The organism is Ramlibacter sp. 2FC (genome assembly GCF_005503345.1).
Classification (GTDB): domain Bacteria; phylum Pseudomonadota; class Gammaproteobacteria; order Burkholderiales; family Burkholderiaceae_C; genus SCMQ01.
Genome location: NZ_SCMM01000122.1, coordinates 1 through 1,742, shown reverse-complemented (window position 1 = coordinate 1,742; position 1,742 = coordinate 1). Strand labels below are relative to the sequence as shown.

Genomic DNA, 1,742 nt, shown 5'->3' with positions numbered 1-1,742 from the left:
GTGGGCGACGACACCTTCAACTACGTGATCGGCGACGGCGCCGACACGGTCGATGGCGGCGACGATACCGATACGCTCGCGATCACCGGGAGCGGCGGCAACGACACGCTCGATGTCGTGGTCGTGGGCGGCGTGATCACGCAGTTCGAAGGCGGCACGGTCAGCAACGTCGAGAGCGTCACGGCCGATCTCCTGGGCGGCACGGGCGACACGCTGAGCTATGCCGGCACCACGCAGGATGTGTCGGTGACCCTGGGCGGGGCCGCGACGGGCTTCAGCGGCTCGATCGCCGGCGTGGAAAACGTCACCGGCGGGGCGGGCAACGACACGCTCACGGGCGACGGCGGTGCCAACGTTCTGATCGGTGGAGCGGGCAACGACACGATCGCCAGCGGTGGCGGGGCAGACACGCTGATCGGCGGCGACGGCAACGACACCATCGCCTATGACGGTTCAGACGTCTCGATTGCTGGGGGTGCGAATACGGACACGCTGGTGGTCAATGACGCGGCGACGATTGATCTGTCGTTGTCGGACCAGAGCACGGGCGACACGGCGAACGTCACTGACTTCGAGAATGTCGATGCGAGCGGATCGGCCGCGGCGGTGAGCCTGACCGGCTCCAGCGGTGCGAACAGCCTCACGGGCGGGTCGGGCAACGACACCCTGATCGGTGGCGGCGGAGCGGACACGCTGATCGGCGGCACGGGGGCCGACACGTTCGTGATCAATGCCGTGGCGGACCTTGCCGCCGGCGAGACTATCGACGGCAGCTCGGAGGCCGGCACGATAGACACGTTGCGGCTGGATGCTGCGGGCGCTTACAACCTGTCCACATTCACCACGATCAGCAACATCGATGCCATTGTGTTCAATCAGAACGCCGCAGGCTTCAACCTGACCGTGGCGGACAGCCAGGTCTTGACGGCCGATGCCAATGGAGACGGCACGCAGAATGATCTTCAGATCAGTGCGGCGCTGGCAATGACGAACGGGGTGACGATCGGTGCCTCCGGCCTGACAGGCAGCAATCACATCGTTGTTGATGGCACAAATCTGGGCGGTGCCGACACCATCACCGGCGGCGCCGGCAACGACACGATCAGTGGTGGGGCGGGCAACGACAGCCTGAGCGGCGGCTTGGGCGACGATTCGCTGGATGGCGGAGCGGGCGACGACTGGCTCGAGGGCGGCGAGGGCAACGACACGCTGTTCGGTGGCACGGGCAGCGACGATACGCTGCTGGGTGGGGCGGGCGACGATTCGCTCGATGGGGCAGACGGCAATGACTCCCTCGATGGCGGTGATGGCAACGACACGCTGACCGGCGGTACGGGCAACGACACGATCACCGGCGGCGCGGGTGCGGACTCGATCAGCGCCGGTGTCGGCGACGACACCCTCAACGGCTTTGTGGGGGCCGACACGGTCGACGGCGGAGATGGGAGCGACACCATCGTGCTGAGCGCCACCTCGGCGGACCTGAACAGCGCGGCGAATGGGCAGATCGTCAACATCGAGGCGGTCTCGGCGGCCGGCGCGGTAGCGGGCGTCGCGATCAGCCTGGGCGCGCAGGCCGAGGGCTTCACGATCACCGGCAGCGGCAACAACGACACGATCACCGGCGGTGCGGGTGCGGACTCGATCAGCGCCGGTGTCGGCGACGACACCCTCAACGGCTTTGTGGGGGCCGACACGGTCGACGGCGGAGATGGGAGCGACACCATCGTGCTGAGCGCCAC

General features: G+C 67.3%; 1 pseudogene. It reads left to right on the top strand.

Annotation, left to right across the window (positions count from 1 at the left end):
• Positions 1-1,742 (top strand): annotated as a pseudogene (locus FFS10_RS22820) (hypothetical protein); the annotation flags it as partial.